This is a genomic window from Peptostreptococcus russellii, from assembly GCF_003012055.1.
In the GTDB taxonomy this organism is placed as follows: Bacteria; Bacillota; Clostridia; order Peptostreptococcales; family Peptostreptococcaceae; genus Peptostreptococcus; species Peptostreptococcus russellii.
Genome location: NZ_JYGE01000005.1, coordinates 89,096 through 111,820 on the forward strand (window position 1 = coordinate 89,096; position 22,725 = coordinate 111,820).

31 protein-coding genes are annotated in these 22,725 nt (G+C 35.2%); 1 reads left to right on the top strand and 30 read right to left on the bottom strand.

Features of this window, described 5'->3' with window-relative positions; genetic code table 11:
* Positions 1–7: 7 nt before the first annotated feature.
* From secY to ilvD, 25 genes are all read right to left on the bottom strand, one after another.
* The gene (secY, locus tag UF10_RS06385) at positions 8–1,276 is read right to left on the bottom strand and encodes a preprotein translocase subunit SecY (RefSeq protein ID WP_106776989.1); all 1,269 of its coding nucleotides are present in this window, start codon (positions 1,274–1,276) and stop codon (positions 8–10) included.
* Between the two features lie 28 nt (positions 1,277–1,304).
* Positions 1,305–1,748, bottom strand: coding sequence for a 50S ribosomal protein L15 (gene rplO, locus UF10_RS06390; RefSeq protein ID WP_106776990.1), 444 nt, complete (start codon positions 1,746–1,748; stop codon positions 1,305–1,307).
* Positions 1,749–1,778: 30 nt separating this feature from the next.
* Positions 1,779–1,964 (bottom strand): 50S ribosomal protein L30, encoded by a 186-nt coding sequence (gene rpmD, locus UF10_RS06395; protein ID WP_106776991.1) that lies wholly within the window; start codon positions 1,962–1,964, stop codon positions 1,779–1,781.
* Positions 1,965–1,980: 16 nt separating this feature from the next.
* Positions 1,981–2,490, bottom strand: coding sequence for a 30S ribosomal protein S5 (rpsE, locus tag UF10_RS06400; protein WP_106776992.1), 510 nt, complete (start codon positions 2,488–2,490; stop codon positions 1,981–1,983).
* A 19-nt stretch (positions 2,491–2,509) separates the two neighbouring features.
* Positions 2,510–2,878, bottom strand: a complete 369-nt coding sequence (gene rplR / locus UF10_RS06405; RefSeq protein ID WP_106776993.1) for a 50S ribosomal protein L18 — start codon at positions 2,876–2,878, stop codon at positions 2,510–2,512.
* A gap of 25 nt (positions 2,879–2,903) precedes the next feature.
* Positions 2,904–3,446 carry a 50S ribosomal protein L6 gene (rplF, locus tag UF10_RS06410; protein ID WP_106776994.1) on the bottom strand — a complete coding sequence of 181 codons (543 nt, stop codon included), beginning with the start codon at positions 3,444–3,446 and terminating at the stop codon, positions 2,904–2,906.
* Between the two features lie 28 nt (positions 3,447–3,474).
* Positions 3,475–3,873: a 30S ribosomal protein S8 gene (rpsH, locus tag UF10_RS06415; protein ID WP_106776995.1), complete on the bottom strand. Its 399-nt coding sequence runs from the start codon at positions 3,871–3,873 to the stop codon at positions 3,475–3,477.
* Positions 3,874–3,910: 37 nt separating this feature from the next.
* The gene (locus UF10_RS06420; RefSeq protein WP_106776996.1) at positions 3,911–4,096 is read right to left on the bottom strand and encodes a type Z 30S ribosomal protein S14; all 186 of its coding nucleotides are present in this window, start codon (positions 4,094–4,096) and stop codon (positions 3,911–3,913) included.
* Positions 4,097–4,113: 17 nt separating this feature from the next.
* Entirely contained in the window at positions 4,114–4,656 is a 543-nt protein-coding gene (gene rplE / locus UF10_RS06425) for a 50S ribosomal protein L5 (protein WP_106776997.1), read from the bottom strand.
* Positions 4,657–4,681: 25 nt separating this feature from the next.
* Positions 4,682–4,987: a 50S ribosomal protein L24 gene (gene rplX / locus UF10_RS06430; RefSeq protein WP_106777037.1), complete on the bottom strand. Its 306-nt coding sequence runs from the start codon at positions 4,985–4,987 to the stop codon at positions 4,682–4,684.
* Positions 4,988–5,019: 32 nt separating this feature from the next.
* Entirely contained in the window at positions 5,020–5,388 is a 369-nt protein-coding gene (gene rplN, locus UF10_RS06435) for a 50S ribosomal protein L14 (protein WP_106776998.1), read from the bottom strand.
* 24 nt (positions 5,389–5,412) lie between these two features.
* Positions 5,413–5,667: a 30S ribosomal protein S17 gene (gene rpsQ / locus UF10_RS06440; RefSeq protein WP_106776999.1), complete on the bottom strand. Its 255-nt coding sequence runs from the start codon at positions 5,665–5,667 to the stop codon at positions 5,413–5,415.
* A 26-nt stretch (positions 5,668–5,693) separates the two neighbouring features.
* Complete coding sequence (gene rpmC, locus UF10_RS06445; protein ID WP_106777000.1) at positions 5,694–5,897, bottom strand: 50S ribosomal protein L29; 204 nt, start codon at positions 5,895–5,897, stop codon at positions 5,694–5,696.
* A 1-nt stretch (position 5,898) separates the two neighbouring features.
* Entirely contained in the window at positions 5,899–6,327 is a 429-nt protein-coding gene (gene rplP / locus UF10_RS06450; RefSeq protein WP_106777001.1) for a 50S ribosomal protein L16, read from the bottom strand.
* Between the two features lie 32 nt (positions 6,328–6,359).
* Positions 6,360–7,157: a 30S ribosomal protein S3 gene (gene rpsC / locus UF10_RS06455; RefSeq protein ID WP_106777002.1), complete on the bottom strand. Its 798-nt coding sequence runs from the start codon at positions 7,155–7,157 to the stop codon at positions 6,360–6,362.
* A gap of 18 nt (positions 7,158–7,175) precedes the next feature.
* Entirely contained in the window at positions 7,176–7,514 is a 339-nt protein-coding gene (rplV, locus tag UF10_RS06460) for a 50S ribosomal protein L22 (RefSeq protein WP_106777003.1), read from the bottom strand.
* 28 nt (positions 7,515–7,542) lie between these two features.
* Positions 7,543–7,824 (bottom strand): 30S ribosomal protein S19, encoded by a 282-nt coding sequence (gene rpsS, locus UF10_RS06465; protein ID WP_106777004.1) that lies wholly within the window; start codon positions 7,822–7,824, stop codon positions 7,543–7,545.
* Between the two features lie 33 nt (positions 7,825–7,857).
* Positions 7,858–8,688 (bottom strand): 50S ribosomal protein L2, encoded by an 831-nt coding sequence (rplB, locus tag UF10_RS06470; protein WP_106777005.1) that lies wholly within the window; start codon positions 8,686–8,688, stop codon positions 7,858–7,860.
* Positions 8,689–8,716: 28 nt separating this feature from the next.
* Complete coding sequence (rplW, locus tag UF10_RS06475) at positions 8,717–9,007, bottom strand: 50S ribosomal protein L23 (protein WP_106777006.1); 291 nt, start codon at positions 9,005–9,007, stop codon at positions 8,717–8,719.
* A complete protein-coding gene (gene rplD / locus UF10_RS06480; protein WP_106777007.1) occupies positions 9,007–9,630 on the bottom strand; it encodes a 50S ribosomal protein L4 in 624 nt (207 codons plus the stop codon). The genes rplW and rplD overlap by 1 nt, the downstream gene beginning before the upstream one ends.
* A 25-nt stretch (positions 9,631–9,655) precedes the next feature.
* Positions 9,656–10,282 (bottom strand): 50S ribosomal protein L3, encoded by a 627-nt coding sequence (gene rplC, locus UF10_RS06485; protein ID WP_106777008.1) that lies wholly within the window; start codon positions 10,280–10,282, stop codon positions 9,656–9,658.
* 76 nt (positions 10,283–10,358) lie between these two features.
* Positions 10,359–10,670, bottom strand: coding sequence for a 30S ribosomal protein S10 (gene rpsJ / locus UF10_RS06490; RefSeq protein ID WP_106777009.1), 312 nt, complete (start codon positions 10,668–10,670; stop codon positions 10,359–10,361).
* Positions 10,671–10,749: 79 nt separating this feature from the next.
* On the bottom strand, positions 10,750–10,920 hold the full coding sequence (locus UF10_RS09245; protein ID WP_170062461.1) for a hypothetical protein: 171 nt from the start codon (positions 10,918–10,920) through the stop codon (positions 10,750–10,752).
* Between the two features lie 510 nt (positions 10,921–11,430).
* Positions 11,431–12,417: an ornithine cyclodeaminase family protein gene (locus UF10_RS06495; RefSeq protein WP_106777010.1), complete on the bottom strand. Its 987-nt coding sequence runs from the start codon at positions 12,415–12,417 to the stop codon at positions 11,431–11,433.
* A gap of 15 nt (positions 12,418–12,432) precedes the next feature.
* A complete protein-coding gene (gene ilvD / locus UF10_RS06500) occupies positions 12,433–14,106 on the bottom strand; it encodes a dihydroxy-acid dehydratase (protein ID WP_106777011.1) in 1,674 nt (557 codons plus the stop codon).
* A gap of 215 nt (positions 14,107–14,321) precedes the next feature.
* On the opposite strand from ilvD, the gene UF10_RS06505 reads away from it, so the two are divergent.
* Positions 14,322–15,185, top strand: coding sequence for a LysR family transcriptional regulator (locus UF10_RS06505; protein WP_106777012.1), 864 nt, complete (start codon positions 14,322–14,324; stop codon positions 15,183–15,185).
* Positions 15,186–15,327: 142 nt separating this feature from the next.
* Here the strand turns inward: UF10_RS06505 and UF10_RS06510 are convergent, their stop codons facing one another.
* The 5 genes from UF10_RS06510 to rpsL form a co-directional block, all read right to left on the bottom strand.
* On the bottom strand, positions 15,328–16,725 hold the full coding sequence (locus UF10_RS06510) for a radical SAM protein (protein ID WP_106777013.1): 1,398 nt from the start codon (positions 16,723–16,725) through the stop codon (positions 15,328–15,330).
* A 788-nt stretch (positions 16,726–17,513) separates the two neighbouring features.
* Entirely contained in the window at positions 17,514–18,707 is a 1,194-nt protein-coding gene (tuf, locus tag UF10_RS06515; RefSeq protein ID WP_106777014.1) for an elongation factor Tu, read from the bottom strand.
* A gap of 182 nt (positions 18,708–18,889) precedes the next feature.
* Entirely contained in the window at positions 18,890–20,956 is a 2,067-nt protein-coding gene (gene fusA / locus UF10_RS06520; protein WP_106777015.1) for an elongation factor G, read from the bottom strand.
* 38 nt (positions 20,957–20,994) lie between these two features.
* A complete protein-coding gene (gene rpsG, locus UF10_RS06525) occupies positions 20,995–21,465 on the bottom strand; it encodes a 30S ribosomal protein S7 (RefSeq protein ID WP_106777016.1) in 471 nt (156 codons plus the stop codon).
* 229 nt (positions 21,466–21,694) lie between these two features.
* A complete protein-coding gene (gene rpsL, locus UF10_RS06530) occupies positions 21,695–22,114 on the bottom strand; it encodes a 30S ribosomal protein S12 (protein ID WP_106777017.1) in 420 nt (139 codons plus the stop codon).
* Positions 22,115–22,725 lie beyond the last annotated feature (611 nt).

Genomic DNA, 22,725 nt, shown 5'->3' on the forward strand with positions numbered 1-22,725 from the left:
TCCAAAATTATTTTAGGAAACCTTGATAATTTTTCATTACAAGATTTGATTCCAATTGTCTCTTAAGTTCTAATGCAACACCGACTACGATAAGAAGTGATGTACCACCAAAGTTCACCGGTATGTGCATATAGTGTGTAATCAGCGCAGGAATTAATGCCATAATACCTAAAAACGCTGCACCTACTATAGTTAACTTAGATAGTATTCCATTTAAATATTTTTCGGTAGGATTTCCTGGTCTAATACCTGGTATAAATCCACCACTATTTTTCATATTCTTAGTTATATCTTCAGTATTAAAAGAAATTGTATTATAGAAGTAAGAGAATAATACGATCAATACTATCTCCACTATTCTGTAAGTCCAAAATCCTTTATCTGTAGCTAAATTAAAGAATGAATTTACTGCTGCTTGAACCTTAGGTCCTCCTAGCAGTGCTATCGTCTGTGGAAGTGCCAGTATTGAACTAGCAAAGATGATTGGCATTACACCAGACTGGTTTACCTTCATAGGTATATGAGAGCTCTCTCCACCGTACATCTTTCTTCCTACAACACGCTTTGCATACTGTACCGGTATTTTTCTAGTAGATTCATTAATAAATGTAACTCCTGTTATAGTTATTAAAACAACTACTATTACAGTTACTATAGCTGGCCATTTCAAAGCTCCTATTGAAGCTTTTTCTTGGATTGCTATAATATCTACCGGCAATCTAGATATGATACCGACAAAGATCAATATTGAACTTCCGTTACCAATTCCTTTTTCAGTAATTCTATCACCTAACCACATTACCATCATACTGCCTGCAACCAATGTTATGATAACAGTGAATATGAAAAATGAGCTATTTACTTTCAAGGCACTTCTTACTATACCAAGTGTAATACCTACAGCCTGTATAATAGCAAGTGCTAAGGCAGTAAGTCTAGTATATTTACTAATCTTCTTCTTACCTTCTTCACCTGATTTCTGAAGCTCTTTCAAACTTTCAAATCCTGCAGTTAATAACTGAATTATAATGGAAGCAGTGATGTATGGTCCTATTCCTAGAGCAAATATAGTAAAGTTACTAAATGCACCACCTGAGAACATATTGTATAATCCCAGTAAAGAGTTGTTTTCAACCATGTTTTTTATAATTGAAGTATCAATACCTGGAACTGGAATTGTTGTTCCCATTCTGAATACTACTACCATTAAAAATGTAAATGTCAGTTTCTTTCTAATTTCTTTTACTTGAAAAGCTTGTTTTAACTTATTTATCAATATTATCACCCCTTCAAAATATTAGGGATTATATTTCCTCTACTTGTCCGCCAGCGTTTACGATCTTATCCTTTGCAGATCCTGTAAACTTAGCTGCCTTTACTGTTAAAGCCTTATCTAAGTTACCATTACCTAAAATCTTAAGTCCGTCCTTTTCGATCTTAGAGATAACCTTAGTATTCTTTAATAGTTCAGCATCGATTACTGTTCCAGCTTCAAACTTGTTAAGAGTTTCTACATTCACTGTTGAATATTCTTTCTTGAATATATTAGTGAATCCTCTCTTAGGTAGTCTTCTAGCAAGTGGCATCTGTCCACCTTCGAAACCTATTCTAACTCCACCGCCAGATCTTGACCACTGACCTTTCTGACCACGACCAGATGTCTTACCCTGGCCAGTAGCTGTACCTCTACCTAGTCTTCTCTTTGCTTTTACAGCACCCTTGGCAGGTTTTAACTCATGTAACTTCATTATGTCGCACCTCCTTCTTACTTAAATCTATTATTCAGCTATTTCTGTTACTTCAACAAGGTGGCTTACCTTATTAATCATTCCTCTTATTTGAGCGTTATCTTCTTTTACTACTACTGATTCTCTCTTCTTTAGACCAAGAGCTTCGACATTCTTTCTTTGCTTAGGAGTAGTTCCTATAACGCTTCTAACTAACTTTATCTGTATCTTAGACATTTTGAACCTCCTATTATTATCCTAGTAGATCTTCTACTTTCTTTCCTCTTAATCTAGCAATAGATTCTGCTGTCTTAAGGTCTCTTAGGCCTGCTATTGTAGCGTTAACCATATTTCTTGGATTGTTTGAACCAGTTGACTTAGCTCTAACGTCCATAACACCAGCTAATTCTAGTACGGCTCTGACTGGTCCACCAGCAAGAACTCCTGTACCCTGCTTAGCAGGCTTTATTAGTATATTACCAGCACCGAAGTGTCCAACTACCTCGTGAGGTACAGTTGTTCCAACTCTTGGTACTTCTATTAAATTCTTTCTAGCATCTTCTACTGCCTTCTTTATAGAATCTGGAACTTCCATCGCTTTACCTGATCCTATACCAACGTGTCCGTTGCCATCTCCAACAACTACTAGTGCAGCGAATCTAAAATTTCTACCGCCCTTTACAACCTTAGCAACACGTCTAATTTCAATAACTCTCTCTTCTAATTCGAATTGAGATGCATCTATAGGCTTTCTATGTAGCATATTTTTCCTCCTTCTTTAACTAGAACTTAAGGCCAGCTTCTCTTGCGCCTTCAGCTAGTTCTAATATTCTTCCATGGTAAATATATCCGCCTCTATCAAATACAACTTCTGTTATACCCTTTTCAGCGGCTTTCTTTGCTACTAATTCTCCAACTTTTCTAGCAGCGTCTTTGTTTCCTGTGCTTGATACAGAACCCTTTATAGCATCTTCAAGTGATGAAGCAGCTACAAGAGTTACTCTGTTTACATCATCAATAATCTGAGCGTATATATTATTAGAACTTCTGAAAACACTTAATCTTGGTCTTTCAGCTGTTCCTGTAACTTTTCTTCTAACTCTCTTATGTCTAGCAATTCTGTTTGCATTCTTATCTATCTTCTTGAACATAAGTATTCACTCCTTTCGTCAATTTTTACTTCTTACCAGTCTTACCTTCCTTACGTACAATGTGTTCTCCACTGTACTTGATTCCCTTGCCTTTGTATGGCTCAGGCTTTCTCCAAGCTCTTATCTTAGCGGCATAGTTACCAACAGCCTGCTTATCAGCACCCTTTATAACTATTTCTAACTGGTTTGGAACTTCAGTAGTGATACCTTCTGGATCTTCCATTATAACTTCATGAGAGAATCCTAAGTGCATAACTAGCTTCTTGCCCTGCTTAGCACACTTATAACCAACACCCTTAACTTCTAGCTTCTTTTCGAATCCTTCAGATACACCTACTACCATATTGTCGATAAGTGTTCTTGTAAGGCCGTGAAGACTCTTGTGCTTCTTGTTATCTGTAGGTCTTTCAACTACTATAATATTTTCTTCTTTCTTTATTATCATTTCATTGCTTAATTCTTCTGTTAATGTTCCCTTAGGGCCCTTTACTGTTACTACGTTGTCTTCAGCGATAGTAACTTCAACACCTGCTGGAACTTCAATTGGCTTTAAACCTATTCTTGACATTATTACACCTCCTTGCGTATAAGAAATTTTACCAAACGTAGCAGATTACTTCTCCACCAACATTTTTTTGTCTTGCTTGCTTATCAGTTAAGATACCATGTGATGTAGATATTACTGCAATACCTAGTCCGTTTAATACTTTTGGTAATTCTTCTGAGTTTGCATATATTCTCATTCCTGGCTTAGAGATTCTCTTTAATCCTGAGATTACTCTTTCACCTTCTTGTCCGTACTTAAGCTGTATTCTTATTATTCCTTGCTTTCCGTCTTCTATTACGTCATAACCTCTTACGAATCCTTCTTCAAGAAGTATTCTAGCTAGTTCTTTCTTTATACTAGAAGCAGGTACATCAACAGTGTCATGCTTAACAGAGTTAGCATTTCTTACTCTTGTAAGCATATCTGCGATTGGATCTGTCATTGTCATAATAAAATCCTCCTTCCGACTTATATCTGTCTATATTTTACCAACTTGATTTTCTAACGCCAGGTATCTGACCCTTGTATGCTAATTCTCTAAAGCATATACGGCAAATACCGAAATCTTTTAGTACTGAATGTGGTCTTCCACATATTGAGCATCTTGTATATTCTCTAGTCTTATACTTCTGTGTTCTCTGCTGCTTTACTTTCATTGCTTTTCTAGCCACGTGAATCCCTCCTTTACCTACTTAGAAAATGGCATTCCTAATAATTTTATTAGTTCACGAGCTTCTTCATCTGTCTTTGCAGTTGTTACGAAGATTATGTCCATTCCTCTTACCTTGTCAACCTTATCGTATTCTATTTCTGGGAATATAAGTTGTTCCTTTATTCCTAGTGCATAGTTACCTCTTCCGTCAAATGAATTAGGGTTTACACCTCTAAAGTCTCTAACTCTTGGTAGAGAAACTGAAACTAGTTTATCCATGAAATAGTACATCTTGTCACTTCTTAAAGTAACCTTTGTACCGATTGGCATATCTTCTCTTAACTTGAAGTTCGCTACTGACTTTCTAGCTCTAGTAGTAATTGGTCTCTGTCCTGAGATCATTTCTAGTTCTTCTACAGCCTTTTCTAAAGACTTAGAGTTTTCCTTAGCTTCACCAACACCGATGTTTATTACTATCTTTTCAAGCTTTGGTATTTCCATAATATTTTTATATCCAAATTTCTCCATTAAAGCTGGAGCAACTTCTTTATTATATTTTTCTTGTAATCTTGAAGTCATTATATTACCTCCTTTCGATTGTTATTTATATTTCTTTTCCGCTCTTAGCTGATACTCTTACTTTTTTTCCGTCTTTAACTTCGTATCTAACTCTTACACCCTTAGATGTTTCTGGGTCAAATGGCATTACATTTGATATATGTATAGGAGCTTCCTTAGTTGTTATACCACCCTGTGGGTTAGTAGCAGATGGCTTATTGTGCTTAGTTACTACGTTTATTCCTTCAACTAATACTCTTTCCTTCTTAGTGTCTACGTTCTGTACTAAGCCCTTCTTTCCCTTATCCTTACCTGCTATAACTACTACAGTGTCGCCTTTCTTTACGCGCATCATCGATCTATTGCACCTCCTCTATCAATCAATTATAGTACTTCTGGAGCAAGAGAAACTATCTTCATGTAATCATTGTCTCTTAACTCTCTCGCAACAGGTCCAAATATACGAGTACCTACTGGTGTCTTATCATCCTTTATTATAACTGCAGCATTTTCATCAAATGAAATATAGCTACCATCATCACGTCTCATTCCCTGCTTTGTTCTAACTACAACAGCTTTTACTATCTTACCTTTTTTTACAACTCCGCCTGGTGTTGCACTCTTTACTGTCGCAACTATTACGTCACCTATGTTGGCGTACTTTCTTCTAGTACCACCAAGAACACGTATGCATAAAAGTTCTCTAGCACCTGAGTTATCAGCTACTTTTAAACGTGTTTCCTGCTGTATCATAGCAATTCCTCCTTTTTGTAAAAACTATTTTACCTTCTCTATTATTTCAACGACTCTGAATCTCTTGTCCTTAGATAAAGGTCTAGTTTCCATTATTTTAACTCTATCGCCTGTATTACACATGTTCATTTCGTCATGCGCCTTATACTTCTTTGTTCTCTTAACACGCTTGTTGTAAAGTGGATGTTTTACGAAATTTTCGCAAGCAACAACAACAGTCTTATCCATCTTATCACTTACAACACGGCCTATTCTAACTTTTCTACTATTTCTTTCCATGCCTATAAAGCCTCCTTCTTCCAATATTAAGCTCTAGCTTCGTTTAACTTTCTCTCTGTAAGAACAGTCTTAACTTTCGCTATGTCCTTCTTAACAGTTTTTATTCTAGCTGTATTCTGTAACTGACCAGTAGCTAATTGGAATCTTAAGCTAAATAATTCACTCTTAAATTCGTCTAGTTTTGATAAAAGTTCTTCTGTTGATAGATTTCTTAACTCTTTAGCTTTCATCCTATTCACCTACCTTCTCTAAATCTTCTTTCTTAACAAACTTACACTTGATTGGTAGTTTGTGTGCAGCAAGTCTCATTGCTTCTCTTGCTCTACTTTCTGGTACACCAGCTAGCTCAAACATTACTCTACCTGGCTTAACTATTGCTACCCAATATTCTGGAGCACCCTTACCAGCACCCATACGAGTTTCTGCAGGCTTTCTAGTTATTGGCTTGTGTGGGAAGATTTTGATCCAAACCTGACCACCTCTTTTTATATATCTTGTCATCGCGATTCTGGCAGCTTCTATCTGATTTGCAGTGATCCAAGTTGGTTCTAATGCAACTAATCCATATTCACCATAAGTAACCTTATTACCCTTATTTGCCTTACCAGTTAATCTACCTCTGTGAACTCTACGATGCTTTACTCTCTTTGGCATTAACATGAGTTGTTTCCTCCTTCCGAACTAAATTGATCCTACTTATCGTCTCTTCTTGAGTTGTTTTTAGGACCTCTATTATTATTTCTTCTATCATTATTTCTTCTATCGTTGTTTCTTCCTCTTCTATCGTTTCCTCTGCCCTTTTTGTTATCTCTTCTTCTATCGGCCTTGTTTTCTTCTCTTTCAATAGAAACATTTCTACCTGGAAGAATTTCACCGTTGCAGATCCAAACCTTTATACCTATCTTACCGTAAGTAGTGTTAGCTTCAGCAAAACCGTAGTCTATATCAGATCTTAATGTCTGTAGAGGTACATTACCTTCACTATATCCTTCAGTTCTAGCCATTTCTGCTCCACCTAATCTACCAGATGCTATTACCTTAATACCCTTAGCTCCTGACTTCATAGTTCTACCAACTGACTGCTTCATAGCTCTTCTAAATGCAATTCTTCTTTCTATTGCCTGTGCTATGTTTTCAGCTACTAACTGAGCGTCCTTATCTATATTTCTAACTTCTATTATGTTTAATATAACCTTTTTACCAGTCATCTTTTCTAACTTAGTCTTAAGAGCTTCTATCTGAGCTCCTCCCTTACCTATTACAACACCTGGCTTTGCAACATGTAGGTCCATCTTTATCTTATTAGCAGATCTTTCTATTTCGATCTTTGATAATCCTGATGAGTACAATTCTTTCTTTAAGTAAGTTCTCAAAACATAATCTTCTTTTATGAACTCGCCGAACTCTTTTCTATCATTAGCGAACCATCTTGAGTCCCAATCTTTAATTACACCGACTCTAAAGCCGTGTGGATTTACCTTCTGACCCATTTGTGTCCCTCCTTTTTATTAGTTTTCTCTCTCTTTAACAACTACCTCTATATGAGATGTTCTTTTTCTGATTGCAGTTGCTCTACCCTGTGCTCTTGGCATGAATCTCTTCATTGTAGGCCCCTGGTTAGCAACTATAGATGCTATATATAACTTATCTGCATCCATTTCGTGGTTGTTTTCAGCATTTGCAGCAGCTGACTTCACTACCTTTGCAACTATTTCAGATGCATATCTTGGTGTGAACTTTAGTATAGCCAGTGCTTCATTTATATCTTTTCCTCTAACTAAGTCGCATATCTGTCCAGCTTTTCTAGATGATACACGCACAAATTTAGCTGTAGCTTTTGCTTCCATTGATAATCCTCCTTTCACCTTCAATTAGTTATTTTCTCTTTGAAGATTTTTCATCGTCCTTGTGACCTCTAAAAGTTCTTGTAGGAACGAATTCTCCCAATTTATGTCCAACCATATCTTCTGTGATATATACTGGTATATGTCTTCTTCCATCATGAATCGCTATTGTATGTTCAACGAACTGTGGGTATATAGTAGAAGTTCTAGACCAAGTCTTTATAACTTCCTTATTTCCACTAGCATTCATAGCTTCAACCTTTCTTAATAGTCCTGCATGGACGAAAGGTCCCTTCTTTGTTGATCTTGACATTAATATTCCTCCTTCCTGAGTAAATTAAATCTATTACTTAGTTCTTCTAGATACTATTTGCTTATTAGAAGCCTTATTTTTCTTTCTAGTCTTGTATCCAAGAGCTGGTTTACCCCATGGAGTAACTGGTGATGGCATACCTATTGGAGTTCTACCTTCACCACCACCGTGTGGATGGTCGTTAGGATTCATTACAGAACCTCTTACTGTAGGTCTAACACCCATATGTCTCTTTCTACCAGCCTTACCAACTACTACGTTTCCGTATTCTATATTACCAACCTGACCTACTGTAGCTCTACAGTTGATACTTACGTATCTCTTTTCACCTGATGGTAACTTAAGAAGTGCTTTTCCATTTTCCTTTGCCATCAACTGAGCATCAGCACCAGCAGTTCTAACTAACTGACCGCCCTTGCCTGCCTTTAGCTCTACATTATGAACAGATGTACCTAGTGGAATATCCTTTAATTGTAGGCAGTTACCTGGCTTGATATCTGCACCTGCTCCTGAAAGAACAGTATCTCCAACCTTTATTCCTACTGGAGCTAGTATATATCTCTTTTCACCATCTGCATAGTGTAAAAGTGCTATATTAGCTGTTCTGTTTGGATCATATTCTATTGTGGCAACCTTAGCTGGTATACCGTCTTTGTTTCTCTTAAAATCTATTAGTCTATACTTTCTCTTATTTCCGCCACCTTTATGACGAACAGTTATCTTTCCGTGAACATTTCTACCAGCATTCTTCTTAACGCTTACAAGAAGTGACTTTTCTGGCTTGTTGCATGTGATTTCATCAGACTTTAATACTGTCATCTGTCTTAGGGCAGGAGAAGTTGGTTTAAACTTTTTAATAGCCATTATAATATCCTCCTTTTTTCTATTCTAATTACATTTCTGTGAAGAATTCGATGTCCTTACTTTCTTCAGTAAGCTTAACAACAGCCTTCTTAAAACTTGCAGTCTTTCCAGCTGTTCTTCCCATTCTCTTCATCTTTCCGTCATAGTTTAGAGTATTTACTCCTGCTACTTTAACGTCAAAAATCTTTTCTACTGCTTTTTTAACTTCTGTCTTGTTTGCATTCTTAGCAACAATAAAAGTGTATTTCTTATTTCCCATTTCAGTCATTGACTGTTCAGTAACGACTGGCTTTATGATTATATCATGTGGATTTGTCATTACGCGTACACCTCCTCCACTTTCTTAACTGCATCCTTAGTTATGATGAATGAGTCACAGTTTAGTATGTCATAAACATTTAGTGTGCTTACGTGACAAACATTAGCACCTTCTATATTTCTTACAGACTTAACAACATTTACGTCATTGTCAGCAGTAACAACTAAAGTCTTCTTTGCTGAATTAACGTTCTTAAATAAGTTCATCATTTCCTTAGTCTTTGGAGCTTCAAAAGCTATTTCATCAACTACGATCATTTCATTGTCCTGTACCTTTGAAGATAAAGCTGACTTTAAAGCAAGTCTTCTAACCTTCTTTGGTAGTGAGTAGCTATAATCTCTTGGCTTTGGTGCAAATGCAACTCCACCGCCTACCCATATGATAGATCTTGTAGAACCATGTCTAGCTCTACCAGTACCCTTCTGTCTCCATGGCTTTCTTCCGCCACCTCTAACTTCTGCTCTAGTCTTTGTAGACTGAGTACCTTGTCTTCTATTAGCTAACTGGCACTTTACGGCTTCGTAAAGAACGTGTTCGTTAACCTCTATATTAAATATTGAATCATTTAATTCAATTTCACCAACATTCTGGCCTGATACGTTTAATACATTAATTTTTGGCATTGTTAATCCTCCTTTCCTTTAGTGATTAGTTAGAGCCAAGTGCTGATTTAACAGTCACTGTTGAACCCTTAGCACCAGGAATAGCGCCTTTTATTAATAAAAGATTCTTTTCAGCATCTACCTTAACTACTTCAAGATTCTTTACTGTTACTTTTACACTTCCCATGTGTCCTGCAAGCTTCTTGTTCTTAAATACTCTACCCGGATAAGCACAAGCAGCCATGGCACCTGGTCTTCTATGGTATCTAGAACCATGAGTTTCTGGACCTCTACTCTGTCCATGTCTCTTTATTGGTCCCTGGAATCCCTTACCTTTTGATATACCAGATACATCTATCATGTCACCTTCAGCAAATACGTCAGCCTTTAATTCCTGACCTACTTCATATCCTTCAAGTGCGTCTACTCTAAATTCCTTTAGGCTTCTCTTAAGTACACCAGCTTTTGCAAGATGTCCCTTCTTAGGCTTGTTAAGTGCCTTTTCCTTTACATCGTCAAAACCTATCTGTACTGCCTGGTAACCATCAGTTTCGTTTGTCTTAATCTGAGTGATTACTACTGGGCCAGCTTCTACAACTGTTACTGGTACTACTACACCTTCAGCAGTAAATACCTGAGTCATACCTATCTTCTTTCCTAATATTCCCTTCATCTCTTACCTCCTATTTTCTTACAGCGGATTACCCTTTTGAGTAATCATTCTAAGATATCACTATCTTAGGCGGTTTTTATAATTTTATTTCTATGTCCACACCAGCTGGCAAGTCAAGCTTCATTAAAGAGTCAACTGTCTTTGGTGTTGGGCTAGCTATATCAATAAGTCTCTTATGAGTTCTTATTTCAAACTGTTCTCTAGAGTCTTTGTACATATGTACGGCTCTTAGTATAGTAACAACCTTCTTCTCTGTTGGAAGAGGAATTGGACCTGATACCTGAGAACCAGCTTTTTTAGCTGTTTCAACTATCTTAGTAGCTGAGTAATCTAATAACTTATGATCATATGATTTCAATCTTATTCTTATCTTTTCATTCTTAGCCATTTCTTTCCCTCCTTTTGATTTATTTACCTGGCCAGATAAATCAAACACCGATACACAGTTCCGGGTGTGTCGTAATTTCTTAATCGATTTTTGAATTTATCCACCCAAAACTTATCGCCTTCTCAAGCGTACTAGATAATTTTAACAAATAAACATAGATATTGCAAGCTTTTTTGTCATATTTTTTATCTTTTTTTGAAGTTTCTTTGCCTATTAAATTTATTTGCTTGTTTTCTGAATTTTTATTCAATATATAACTCTTTATTAGTATTTTCAAGCACTTTACAGCTGAGAGATCTATTATGATACTACATCAGCAAGTATCTATTAAAAGGAAGGCTTTTTTATTATATGTCTTACTTATCTCTACTATATACTCTTTGATATCTATTCTTTAAAATTTTTCCCCATACTTCTATATACTACCCAATAATTTTACTTTTATTTATATCTTTTTTCCTTTTAAGTAACTTTATACTTTATTTTAAGTGATTTTCTGCTTTAATCTGCTTTAAACAGTACATAGACTTCAGTTTCTCTTATATAAAGTCAGACTCTATCCTTTCACTCTCTAAAATCTACTTTATTATACATAATTTAAAAGACCTATACAATAAGTAGAGATTATACTCTTTTATCCAATCTTTAATACAACTCAAGAGGCTATTTTTCAATGCTTTATAAATTAAAATAGAAGCTATATGAAATTTCACATAGCTTCTATCCATAATATCTTCTATTTATATGTATCAAATTTGTTTTATTCCCAAATCTTACCTACATTTGCTTTTAGTGCCTTTTTATAGATTTCATTTGCTACTACAAGGTCCTGAGTTGCAACGCCTACAGTTTCAAATACTATTATTTCATCATCATTTTCTCTAGATATAACATTTCCTAATATTACATCGCCTATTTCACCAGTAAAATCTTTTTCACTTATTATTCCCTTTTCTAAAGGTATAAGAATATCTCCCGATTCAGATAACACAGCTTCCTTTGAGTCAAAGTATATCTTTGATGCTCTTGTAAGCAATACTGGATCCATCTCTTGCATATGGTGTTGATATGCACCAACACAACTTACTGTTGCTCCCTTTTTAATCTTATTACCATCAAATACTGGCTTTGTAGATGGAGTTACTGTTATTAATAGGTCAGCATTGTCTACTGCCTCATCAGAAATTTTTACAGCTATTATCTTAGTTCTAAATTCACTTAGCTCTTTTCTCATCTTTTCAACAAAATCAACTGTTCTTTCATAATTCAGGTCATAAACTCTCACTTCATCAAGATCTCTTACATTTACCATTGCCTCAAGTTGAGCTTCTGCCTGACTTCCAGTTCCTATTAAAGCCCCTATTTTACAATCATTTTTACTTAAGATATCAAAGGCCACTCCAGACGCTGCTCCAGTTCTCAACTTTGTTACATATGTCCCATCAAGAATAGCTATGATTTCGCCAGTAGTTCCATCTATCAACAAAACTTGTGCAGGTGCTGTTGGCTTGCCCTTTTCTATATTTCTAGGAAAAATATTAACTATTTTTAGTGAAGCAAGATCCATATCTTCCACATAGGCTGGCATAAATAAAAAGCTTCCATCATATTTAGGTGCTTGTATATTTGTCCTAATAGGTGCTTGTGCCTTGTCCTCAACTACAAGCTTAAAGGCTACTTTATCTGCCTCAATTGCTTCTTTCATAGTAAAAACTTTCTTTATATCTTTTTCTGATAATAATAACATATTTTCCACCCTTCTTTACCTACTGTATTTACCGTCCAAATCCCATGGCTGCATTGCGCCACCTTCTTCAGCTGGTCTACACATCTTGGCATATATATTTAAACATCCCTTACCTTCTTTTAATTCTGGTCTTACCCAATTTTTTCTTCTCTTTTCTAATTCTTCATCTGAAACAAGCATTGAAACTTCTCCGTTTGGGATATCTATTACTATTTCATCGCCATTTTCGACCAAGGCTATATTGCCTCCATCAAAAGCTTCAGGTGATACATGACCAATAATTGCTCCAAAATTGAATCCAGAAAATCTTGCATCGGATATAAGACCAACGCTCTTGTGAAGACCTTTTCCAATAAGTGCATCGATGCTTAACATCAACTCCTTCATTCCTGGAGCTCCCTTACATCCTTCATATCTTATAACTATAATATCTCCTGCTACTATTTCTCCTGCTACTATTGCATCAAAAGCTTGTCTATCACCTTCATAAACCTTCGCCTTACCTTTTAGATACATCACTTCTTCATAAACTGCAGTCGGTCTTACTATTGCCCCGTTTGGAGAAAGATTACCTCTGAGTATCTTAAGACCAGGCTCATCAAATAAAGGATTTTCCAATGAATGTATCACTTCATTTTCCACTGGGATAATTCCCTCAAGAACATCTTCCCAAGTTGAATTTTTGTACATACTTGGTGCTTTTGCAAATATTTTATTTTCCAACATTTTCATTACATTAAGCACTCCACCTGCATAATGAAAATCTACCACTGTATATGGTCCACTTGGAACAACTGCATTTATACACTTTATTTCTTTAGCATACTTTTCAAAATCTTCTAGACTAACTTCCATTCCCAACTCATAGGCATATGATAGAATATGTAGTACTGCATTTGTTGACCCAGCAACTGCCATATCAAACATTATAGAATTCATTATTACTTCTCTTGTAATTATATCCGATGGCTTGATATTCTTTTTTGCCATTTCAACTGCATACATACCTGCTTCTCTTGCTTTTCTTAACTTCATATTGTCAGTAGCTGGGATTGTAGATGTCCCTGGAATCACTAAATTTAGTACCTCACCCAACATCTGCATAGTGTTTGCTGTCCCCATAGAAGGACATGCTCCAAATGATGGGCATACATTATCTTCCATTTCCATAAGTTCTTCCTCGCTTGCTCCAGAAAATCTTGCAGCATCCAAATCCGCCTCTACTACTGTTTCACCACAATGTTGACCTGGTTGCATAGAACCTCCAGTAACTACCATTGATGGTATATCCAATCTCATCGCCGCAAGATAACATCCCGCAATAATATTATCGCAAGAAGCTATCATAGCAAGACCATCGAAATTATGGACCTTTGTTACAAATTCAACAGACATTGCCACAATATCACGTCCGACTTGTTCATACTTTAATTCTTCGGCACCATTTGCAATATTTCCACACGTTGCTGGTATACCAAACTCAACGGGAATACCGCCTGCTGACCATATTCCCTCTTTTACAGCTTCTGCAATCTGCCTAAGATGAGCCGATCCAGGAGATCCTGCCATATAAGAATTCGGAACTCCTATATGAGGTTTTTTTCTAATATCTATATCCGAATAACCTGCTGCCTTCATCATTACCCTTCTGTGAGCCGCTTGTGCCCCATTCCAATAATCAATTCCCATTAAAGTACCTCCTAAGTATATATAATATTTGCACAGTCGCATTTCTTAATAGTATAATATTACATATATTAAGCTAATCACATACAGTTTTTTTAATGACTTCATTAACTTTCTCTAATAGCTTGATTTTTCAGATATTTATCAAGGTAATATAAGCTAATTTAATAGCTAGCATTAGTTATTTTTATATCAATACCGTCTTAGGAGGAAATATTATGAGTAAATATAAAATTATTTTAGCCGTCTACGAAACAAAAAGTATTTCAAATGCAGCCTCTAAGTTAAATTATACCCAATCTGCTGTCAGCCAATCTATCAAGAATTTTGAAAAAGAGATTGGTCTAGAACTATTTAAAAGATCAAATAATGGAATGGAAGCAATGCCTTATACCAAAGAAATAATAAACTGCATAGAAAATATTTGTAATATGGAGGAAAAAATCTTTGAAATTTCTTCAAATCTTACTAGCTTAGAAAAAGGTTATATACGTATTGGTTCTATTCAAAGCATATCATACAACTGGCTACCTGATATACTAGCAATGTTTTCTAGTGCCTATCCAAATATAAATTTTGAATTAACTGTAGACGGATTTGATGAATTGCGAAAAAAAATAGATAATAATGAGTTGGACTGTATTTTCGCTTCAGAATACTCTGTTTCAGACTTAAACTTCACTGCTATCGGAAAAGATGAGCTAGTTCTTGTCACACCAATTGAACATCCCTTATCCAATAAACTCTTTGTTTCAATTTCTGATGTTGACAAGAATAACTTTATACTTTCGGCAGACGGATTAAATTATGAAACAGGCAAAATTTTCAAGGAAAATAATATCAAGCCTAAAATTAAATATGCAATAAATGAAGATTTCACCGTTCTTAAAATGGTCGAAAAAGGATTTGGTATAACTATACTACCAAAACTCCTTTTGAAAGATATGCCTTTTAAAGTTTCTATACGTCAATTCAATGAGCACTATAATAGAGTTTTGGGAGTAGCCTATTCAAAAAATAGTAAAGCTTCACCTGCAACACTAAAATTTATAGATTACGTAAAAAAATGGGGAAAGTTATAAATAAATAAGCTTTATCCCGTTTAAGATTATAAACAAAAAAAAAGAAAAGTTCTTTGAACTTTTCTTTTTTTACTACATTATATAAAAATTATTAGCTTTTAAGCGATTCTATACTTAAGCAATATTCAATACTAAATCCTACTTAAATACTTTTTCTTTTAGCCTTTTCTTCTTGTGAATGTTCCCACAGTTCATTTGCTTTTTCCTTCCATTCATTAGCATATGGCATGCACTTAGAAGTTAGACTATCTACTTTTTCAGGAGATATCAAATCTGTTGAATGTGCTCCAGTTCTTTTTACCATTTCATTTAATAACTCTGGATTTTCAAGCATTGGACATGGCCTTAAGTGATTGTCATTAAATGGTTGACCTTCTTTATAAGCCATAAATATTGGTGATTTTAAACATTCTAGCAAAGTATTTTCTCTTATATTAGAATTAGAGTAGTGAATAAATACGCAGGGTTCAACATCACCTGCAGAGTTGATATGCAAGTAGTTTCTACCTCCTGCTATACATCCACCTACATATTCACCATCATTTTGGAAATCTAATAACATAATAGGCTTTCCACCTTCAAATGCTCTTATTTCTCTTACTCTGTGATATATATATTCTCTTTGTTTTACTGTTGGTATAAGCTCTGGTACAGCTCCGTTTCCAACAGGCATATAATTGAAGTACCAACTATACATTGCTCCCTTTTCTATAATTAAATCCAAGAATTTATCAGATAAAACAGTCTCTATATTCTTACTTGTATAGCATATGGATGTACCAAATATTAGGCCATGTTCTCTCAATATATCCATTGCCTTCATTACATTATCAAATGATCCTTCTCCACGTCTTCCATCATTTTCTTCTTCAAAACCTTCAACACTTAATGTTACTGAGAAATTTCCTACTCTCACCATTTCTTTTGCGAAATCATCGTCTATTAGAGTACCATTAGTAAATGCTACAAAATAACAATCCCTGTGTTTTTCACAAAGTTTGATTAAATCATTCTTCCTCATCAGTGGTTCTCCACCAGTGTACATATAGAAATATATACCGAGCTTTTTACCTTGCTGAATAATGTCATCCAACTCTTCAAAGCTCAAACTTTGGTTATGACCATACTCTGCTGCCCAACAACCTTTACATTTCATGTTACATGCACTTGTTGGATCCATTAGTATAAGCCAAGGAACATTGCATCCATGCTCTACTCTCTTTTCGTTTATAATCTTTTTACCATAGTAGGCTCCTGTAAATCCAAGATTTAAAGCAGTCATCTTGATTACATTGGTATCTAGATTATCCATCATGTCATATACATAATTAATCCATTTTCCATCTCTGTCCTTAATCATCTCCCTGACTATATCATAAGTCTCTTCCGCAAACATATCGCCTGCATGTTTTTGATATATATCTACAAGACTAAGCATGGCCTTTTCTCTACCTTCTGTATCCTTCTTCTTAACAGACTCTACAACTTTTTCTATTCCTTTGGCTGCTATCTTTCTCTCTACTTTATGTGCAATTCCCATATTTAAGACTCTCCTTTCACACCATTTCTCGATTCAACTAAGAATAAAATCGCATTTCTAATCCAACTCTTAATAGTTGTAACTTATTATATGATTTCTAACAGTATATATAAATGGTAGACCTTTTTTTTAGAATAGTCAAGTAATTTAAACATAATATTTTACTATGTATTGGCAAGTAAGCCTTATTTTATTATATTTACGATATAAATAAGTTAATTGTATTTAATAAATTTTCAAATCATTAAATATATTTGAATTTTATAAAGTTTATATAAGTATGCTAATATCTTTTATTTCAACAAATCTAGCATCTAAGATTAGACTTTGCATATCAGCTACCTAGATCTCTATTTAAATTAAAAAGAGTTTATTTTTAAAGAATAATTTTATTTATTATAAAAATAATAATTTGGCCTAAACAATATTTTTTTATCCTTATCTCTAACCTCTAAGTAAGTTTTTCAATTTTCATCTATAAATTTACCCCTAGCAATTCCCTATTTTAATGATCTTTCAATTTAAGTTTCTAAAAAATGTATATGATAATAATTTGAATTAATAGCTAATATCAACAACGTTTCTATAATATTATTCTTTATACAGCATCTAATTGTAAACTCATTTTCTCCCTAGAGTACTTTTTTCTATCAGCTCCTTTTAATGATTAACTTCAAATTATAAATAAAATTTTAAGTAGCAAACTAGATACTAGAATCTAGCAAATTAATTTTACTCAATAAAAAAAGACCGCAAATGCGGTCTTTTATATATATAAGTTAATGTTATTATTCTATTATAGAAGCAACAACACCAGAAGCTACAGTTCTTCCACCTTCTCTGATGGCGAATCTTAAACCTTCTTCAACACATATAGAGTTTATAAGGTCAACTTCTATTGTTACGTTATCTCCAGGCATAACCATTTCTATACCTTCTGGAAGCTTACACTCACCAGTTACGTCAGTTGTTCTGAAATAGAACTGTGGTCTATAACCATCGAAGAATGGAGTATGTCTACCACCTTCTTCTTTCTTAAGAACGTATATTTCAGCTGTGAACTTAGTATGAGCGTGAACTGATCCAGTTGCTGCAAGAACCTGTCCTCTTTCTATTTCATCTCTCTGAATACCTCTAAGAAGTGCACCTATGTTATCTCCAGCTTCTGCCTGATCTAGTAACTTTCTGAACATTTCTACTCCTGTTACTATAACCTTTCTTGGCTTTTCTGAAAGACCAACTAGTTCAACTTCATCAGAAACCTTAAGGATACCTCTTTCAACTCTACCAGTTGCAACAGTACCTCTACCAGTGATTGAGAATATATCTTCTACTGGCATTAGGAATGGCTTATCAACATCTCTTTCTGGAGCTGGGATATATTCGTCTATCTGTTCAAAGAAATCAACGATTATATCTCCCCACTTAGAGTCTGGATCTTCTAGTGCCATTAAAGCTGATCCTCTAACTATTGGAGTATCATCTCCTGGGAAATCATATTCGCTTAATAATTCTCTAACTTCCATTTCAACTAGTTCAAGAAGTTCTTCATCATCAACCATATCACACTTGTTTAGGAAAACAACTATGTAAGGTACACCAACCTGTCTAGAAAGTAGTATATGCTCTCTAGTCTGAGGCATTGGACCATCTGTAGCTGCAACAACTAGTATTGCACCATCCATCTGAGCCGCACCTGTGATCATGTTCTTAACGTAGTCAGCATGTCCTGGGCAGTCAACGTGAGCGTAATGTCTGTTAGGAGTTTCATACTCAACGTGAGAAGTAGATATAGTGATACCTCTTTCTCTTTCTTCTGGAGCCTTATCTATGTTGTCAAATGCAACTTCTTCTCCTAAATGATACTTATTAAATAAAGTCTTAGTTATAGCTGCTGTTAATGTAGTCTTACCATGGTCAACGTGACCTATTGTACCGATATTAACATGTGGCTTACTTCTTTCAAATTTAGCTTTTGCCATTTCAAATTTCCTCCCTGTAATAAAATAATATTTTATTTATCTGGGGATGATTACTCACCCCCGTTTTTTACAATAAACTGTAAATTCCCTATAAGTATATCACTTTTTTGCTTGTTTTTCAATGTTTCCATAAAAAAACAATCTCTTTTTAATCAAAGTTTTTCAGTGATATTATTTACTGATTACTTACCTTCAGATATTTCCTTAGCAATAGATGCTGGAACCTGTGAGTAGTGATCAAATATCATTGTATAAGTAGCTCTACCCTGAGTTGCAGATCTTAGATCAGTTGCATATCCGAACATCTGAGATAGTGGAACGTGAGCTCTAATTACCTGTGCTCCGCTTCTAGCTTCCATACCCTGAATCATACCTCTTCTTGAGTTTAAGTCACCCATAACATCACCCATGTAATCTTCTGGAGTAACAACTTCTACAGCGAATATAGGTTCAAGTAATACTGAATTACCCTTCTTCATAGCATCCTTGAATGCCATAGAACCAGCCATCTTGAAGGCCATTTCTGATGAATCGACTTCATGGTAAGAACCATCATATAGTTCAACAGCAACGTCAACTACTGGGTAACCAGCAACTAAACCAGACTGCATTGCTCCCTGGATACCCTGATCAACTGGACCAACATATTCCTTAGGAACTGAACCACCAACAGTTTTGTTTTCAAACTTGTATCCTTCGCCTGATTCAAGTGGATTAACTCTGATCTTAACGTGACCGTACTGACCTCTACCACCTGACTGCTTAGAGTACTTGTATTCAACATCAACTGGCTGAGTAATAGTTTCTCTGTATGCAACCTGAGGGGCACCAACCTGTGCTTCTACCTTAAATTCTCTTAGAAGTCTATCAACGATGATTTCTAGGTGAAGCTCACCCATACCACCTATGATAGTCTGTCCTGTTTCGTGATCTGTTCTTACTGTGAAAGTAGGGTCTTCTTCTGAAAGTTTCTGAAGAGCTACACCCATCTTTTCCTGAGCAGCCTTTGAAGCTGGCTCTATAGCAACGAAGATAACTGGTTCAGGGAATTCCATTGATTCAAGTATGATTGGATTTTCTGGATCACAAAGTGAATCTCCTGTAGTAGTATCCTTAAGACCTACTGCAGCTGCTATATCCCCTGCGTATACTTCTGTTAATTCTTCTCTTGTATTGGCATGCATCTGTAGGATACGTCCGATTCTTTCTCTCTTGCCCTTAGTAGCATTAAGTACATAAGAACCTGAGTTTAAAGTACCAGAGTAAACTCTAAAGAATGCAAGCTTACCAACAAATGGGTCAGTCATGATCTTGAATGCAAGAGCTGAGAATGGTTCATCATCTGATGCATGTCTTTCACTTTCTTCTCCATCTGCTAATAATCCCTTTATAGATTCGATATCTGTAGGAGCTGGTAGATAGTCAATAACACCATCTAGTAACAACTGAACTCCCTTGTTCTTGTAAGCTGTACCACAGAATACTGGGTTCATTTCACAAGCTATAGTAGCTTTTCTTATAGCAGCCTTAAGTTCAGGTATTGTTATTTCTTCACCTTCAAGATACTTCATCATTAGTTCTTCGTCAGTTTCAGAAACTGATTCAACCATCATGTCTCTATATTCCTGAGCCTTATCTAATAGCTCAGCTGGGATATCCTGTTCTTCTATTTCAGTACCTACGTCATTTTTGTATATTTCAGCCTTCATAGTTAAAAGGTCGATTATACCAACGAAGTGGTCTTCAGTTCCTATTGGTAACTGAACAGGTACTGCATTAGCCTTTAGTCTGTCCTTCATCATTTCAACAACGTTGTAAAAGTCTGCACCCTGTCTGTCCATCTTGTTAACAAATGCAATTCTTGGTACACCGTAAGTTTCAGCCTGTCTCCAAACATTTTCTGACTGTGGCTCAACTCCACTCTTTGCGCAGAATACTGCAACAGAACCATCAAGAACTCTTAGAGATCTTTCAACTTCAACTGTGAAGTCGACGTGTCCAGGAGTATCTATGATATTAACTCTGTGGCCCTTCCACTGACAAGTAGTAGCAGCAGAAGTGATAGTGATACCTCTTTCCTTCTCCTGATCCATCCAGTCCATCTGAGATGCACCATCATGAGTCTCACCTATTTTATGAGTACGTCCAGCATAGTACAAGATTCTTTCAGTAGTTGTAGTTTTTCCTGCATCTATGTGGGCCATTATTCCTATATTTCTAGTTTTTTCCAATGGAAATTGTCTAGCCATCTCTTTCCTCCTTATATTACTTTAATACGCAAAGAATCTTACCATCTGTAGTGAGCAAAAGCCTTATTAGCCTCAGCCATTCTGTGTGTATCTTCCTTCTTCTTAACTGATGCACCTGTATTGTTTGCTGCATCCATTATTTCCTTAGCTAGCTTTTCAACCATACCCTTTTCGCCTCTTGCTCTAGTGTATGTTACTAACCATCTTAATCCTAGTGTCTCTCTTCTATCAGCTCTAACTTCAATTGGAACCTGATAGTTTGCACCACCGACTCTTCTAGCCTTTACTTCTAGTACTGGCATTATATTTTCCATAGCCTTGTTGAATACTTCCAGTGATTCTTCACCAGTTTTTTCTGCTATGATTTCAAATGCATCATATACTATTTTCTGAGACTTTCCTTTTTTCCCGTCGTACATTAGGTTATTTATTAATTTCGTTACTACCTTACTTCCATATACTGGATCTGGTAAAATTTCTCTCTTTGGAACATTACCTTTTCTTGGCATTACGCTTCCCTCCTTAATTATAAAAGTTAAATCATAGGTACTCGACAAATATTACACTCGCCGTGATGCCATAAATAAATATATCTATATATTTAAAGCATCGAACTATAATCAATTGCTGTAATCAGCTCTTTTTCTTCGTGTACTATATACACGTCACTTGTTTTTAGGCCCAAGCCAGCCCCTCAGAGTATAAATTGAGGTCTACCTAAAAGTTCTAAACACTTAATTACTTAGAAGCCTTTGGTCTCTTAGTTCCGTACTTAGATCTAGACTGTCTTCTGTTTTCTACACCAGCTGTATCTAATGTACCTCTTAGTATGTGATATCTAACACCTGGAAGGTCCTTTATTCTACCACCTCTTATAAGAACAACACTATGTTCCTGTAAGTTATGTCCTTCACCTGGAATATAAGCAGATACTTCTATACCATTTGTAAGTCTTACTCTAGCAACCTTTCTAAGGGCTGAGTTTGGCTTCTTAGGAGTTACTGTCTTTACAGAAGTACAAACACCTCTCTTCTGTGGAGCACTTATGTTAGTACTTCTCTTAGTTAGAGAGTTGTAACCCTTTTGTAGTGCTGGAGCAGTAGAAGTCTTTTCTACAGCTTTTCTACTCTTACGAATTAATTGGTTGATTGTTGGCATCAACTACACCTCCTTTTTTAAAAATTTTTCGATCCCATAAACATGTGACCGCTAACCACATCAATATACACTGTTTTGTATATCGACTAATTGATTTTGATGCTTTTAGTATTCTACTAAAAAAAAGTAACCTTAGTTATATCAAGATTACATACCTTTATATTTTAGCACTTGAAGGCAGTGCTGTCAACAACATTTATATTTTTTTATTTCTAGATGAAATTCTATCTTTTCGTAAATATTGATAGTTTTTTACTATAATAAATTTTTGATATTTAAGTCTCTTTTTATCATTGTTTATAGTCTATTTTTTTGAACTTTTTCTAACCAATTCATTAGTTTATAACCTATATACTATCTTTTAAGATATTTTTTTATCTTTTTTATCTTCTCTCCTAATTATTTTATTATAGAGTTCATTAAAAGCTTTAAAAATTATATTATTAATTATAATAAATGTCTACTATTATATAGCCAATATTTCCAAAGCTTAAACATATTTCTTTTTTTAATTTTTTTATAGAAATCTTCTTAATCTTAAAAAAATATTTAAAATTCTAAGTAAACTATGGAAATCCTTTCCCACTTTATATATAATTGTAATTGTAATT

Coding starts and splice junctions, on each gene's coding strand:
- rplP (WP_106777001.1), bottom strand. CDS start 6,327: ATGTTAATGCCAAAGAGAGTAAAGCATCGTAGAGTTCACAGAGGTAGA.
- rplW (WP_106777006.1), bottom strand. CDS start 9,007: ATGACAAATCCACATGATATAATCATAAAGCCAGTCGTTACTGAACAG.
- UF10_RS06495 (WP_106777010.1), bottom strand. CDS start 12,417: ATGTTATTATTATCAGAAAAAGATATAAAGAAAGTTTTTACTATGAAA.
- rplE (WP_106776997.1), bottom strand. CDS start 4,656: ATGACTTCAAGATTACAAGAAAAATATAATAAAGAAGTTGCTCCAGCT.
- rpmC (WP_106777000.1), bottom strand. CDS start 5,897: ATGAAAGCTAAAGAGTTAAGAAATCTATCAACAGAAGAACTTTTATCA.
- rpsL (WP_106777017.1), bottom strand. CDS start 22,114: ATGCCAACAATCAACCAATTAATTCGTAAGAGTAGAAAAGCTGTAGAA.
- rpsJ (WP_106777009.1), bottom strand. CDS start 10,670: ATGGCTAAGAATGAAAAGATAAGAATAAGATTGAAATCATATGATCAT.
- rplD (WP_106777007.1), bottom strand. CDS start 9,630: ATGCCAAAAATTAATGTATTAAACGTATCAGGCCAGAATGTTGGTGAA.
- fusA (WP_106777015.1), bottom strand. CDS start 20,956: ATGGCTAGACAATTTCCATTGGAAAAAACTAGAAATATAGGAATAATG.
- rplO (WP_106776990.1), bottom strand. CDS start 1,748: ATGAAGTTACATGAGTTAAAACCTGCCAAGGGTGCTGTAAAAGCAAAG.
- rpsQ (WP_106776999.1), bottom strand. CDS start 5,667: ATGGAAAGAAATAGTAGAAAAGTTAGAATAGGCCGTGTTGTAAGTGAT.
- rpsS (WP_106777004.1), bottom strand. CDS start 7,824: ATGTCAAGATCAACAAAGAAGGGACCTTTCGTCCATGCAGGACTATTA.
- rplC (WP_106777008.1), bottom strand. CDS start 10,282: ATGAAGGGAATATTAGGAAAGAAGATAGGTATGACTCAGGTATTTACT.
- ilvD (WP_106777011.1), bottom strand. CDS start 14,106: ATGGGAATTGATTATTGGAATGGGGCACAAGCGGCTCACAGAAGGGTA.
- rplX (WP_106777037.1), bottom strand. CDS start 4,987: ATGCGCGTAAAGAAAGGCGACACTGTAGTAGTTATAGCAGGTAAGGAT.
- rpsC (WP_106777002.1), bottom strand. CDS start 7,157: ATGGGTCAGAAGGTAAATCCACACGGCTTTAGAGTCGGTGTAATTAAA.
- rpmD (WP_106776991.1), bottom strand. CDS start 1,964: ATGTCTAAGATACAGATAAAGTTAGTTAGAAGCGTTATAGGAACTACT.
- rplB (WP_106777005.1), bottom strand. CDS start 8,688: ATGGCTATTAAAAAGTTTAAACCAACTTCTCCTGCCCTAAGACAGATG.
- rpsH (WP_106776995.1), bottom strand. CDS start 3,873: ATGACAATGACAGATCCAATCGCAGATATGCTTACAAGAGTAAGAAAT.
- tuf (WP_106777014.1), bottom strand. CDS start 18,707: ATGGCAAAAGCTAAATTTGAAAGAAGTAAGCCACATGTTAATATCGGT.
- UF10_RS06505 (WP_106777012.1), top strand. CDS start 14,322: ATGAGTAAATATAAAATTATTTTAGCCGTCTACGAAACAAAAAGTATT.
- rplV (WP_106777003.1), bottom strand. CDS start 7,514: ATGGAAGCAAAAGCTACAGCTAAATTTGTGCGTGTATCATCTAGAAAA.
- rpsE (WP_106776992.1), bottom strand. CDS start 2,490: ATGCTACATAGAAAGCCTATAGATGCATCTCAATTCGAATTAGAAGAG.
- rpsG (WP_106777016.1), bottom strand. CDS start 21,465: ATGCCAAGAAAAGGTAATGTTCCAAAGAGAGAAATTTTACCAGATCCA.
- rplN (WP_106776998.1), bottom strand. CDS start 5,388: ATGATACAGCAGGAAACACGTTTAAAAGTAGCTGATAACTCAGGTGCT.
- UF10_RS06510 (WP_106777013.1), bottom strand. CDS start 16,725: ATGGGAATTGCACATAAAGTAGAGAGAAAGATAGCAGCCAAAGGAATA.
- rplF (WP_106776994.1), bottom strand. CDS start 3,446: ATGTCAAGAATAGGTTTAAAGCCAATTGAAGTTCCAGCAGGTGTTGAA.
- rplR (WP_106776993.1), bottom strand. CDS start 2,878: ATGTTCAAGAAGATAGATAAGAATGCAAACAGAATTGCTAGACATAAG.